The sequence below is a fragment of the Streptomyces sp. NPDC032472 genome (assembly GCF_040636955.1).
GTDB lineage: Bacteria > Actinomycetota > Actinomycetes > Streptomycetales > Streptomycetaceae > Streptomyces.
Genome location: NZ_JBEZVK010000216.1, coordinates 1 through 1,206, shown reverse-complemented (window position 1 = coordinate 1,206; position 1,206 = coordinate 1). Strand labels below are relative to the sequence as shown.

Genomic DNA, 1,206 nt, shown 5'->3' with positions numbered 1-1,206 from the left:
CCGGGGGCTACGTCGGCGCCCAGTTGCTGCGTCCGCTCCCCGCCCCGCGGCTGGTCGCCGCGGAGGCCAGTCACGCCGTCGACGGGCAGTTCTCCATCCCCTGGCCGGCCAAGGGCCAGGGGGCCGTCCGCGTCCCCGGCTCCGGCGAGGTCGGCACGTTCGGTGAGCAGAAGCCCGTCCCCACGGCCAGCGTGGCCAAGGTGATGACGGCCTACGTGATCCTCAAGGGCCATCCCCTGCGCAAGAACGAGCCCGGTCCCGACATCACGGTCGACGCGAAGGCCGTGGCCGAGGGCAACTCCGAGGACGAGTCCCGGATCCAGGGGCTCACGGTCGGGGCGAAGTTCAGCCAGCAGGACATGCTGAAGATGTTGATGATCCCGTCGGGCAACAACGCCGGCCGGCTGCTGGCCCGCTGGGACACCGGCAGCGACTCGGAGGCCGCGTTCGTCGAGAAGATGAACGCCGCCGCCAAGGAGCTCGGGATGAAGGACACGACGTACACGGACCCCAGCGGCCTGGACGCCGGTACCGTCAGCACCGCCACCGACCAGTTGAAGCTGGCCGAGGCGGTGATGAGGGACGAGGTCTTCCGTACGGTCGTCGCCATGCCCAGCGCGCCGATCAAGGGGCTGGCCCAGCCGCTCATCAACAACAACGACCTGCTCAGCGTGCAGGGCCTCAGCGTCCGCGGCATCAAGACCGGCTCCAGCACGCCCGCCGGCGGCGCGCTGATGTGGGCGGCGTACAAGTCGGTCGGCGACCAGACCCCGCTGATCCTCGGCACGTTGATGGATCAGCGCGTGGAGGGCCCGGACCCGAACGGGACCAAGAGTCTGGCCCTGGCGCTGGCGAACAGCCGGAAGATCATCGAGGCGGTGCGGACGGCGCTGGCCTCCACGCCGCTCGTCCGCAAGGGCGACACGGTCGGCTACGTGGACGACGGTCTCGGCGGCCGTACGCCGCTCGTGGCGACCAAGGACCTGAACGTGATCGGCGTTCCGGGCCAGCAGTTCAAGCTCAGCCTCGGCGCCGGCACCACGCCGCTGCCGCACCGGGCGAAGGCCGGCACGGAGGTGGGCACCCTGACGGCGGGTGACGGTGAAGGAGCCAAGAGCGTGCCGGTCGCCGTCCGGAACGCCCTGGCCGAGCCGTCCGTCGGCGCCCGGCTCACCCGCCTCGGGTGAGCGGGCCCGCCCGCCGGTC

Annotated in this window: 1 protein-coding gene; it reads left to right on the top strand. The window is 71.6% G+C overall.

Translation table 11 applies throughout. The features are described from left to right. The coding region (locus AB0F11_RS38290; RefSeq protein ID WP_362184507.1) for a serine hydrolase at nt 1–1,187 on the top strand (1,187 nt) is incomplete at its 5' end. Nucleotides 1,188–1,206 lie beyond the last annotated feature (19 nt).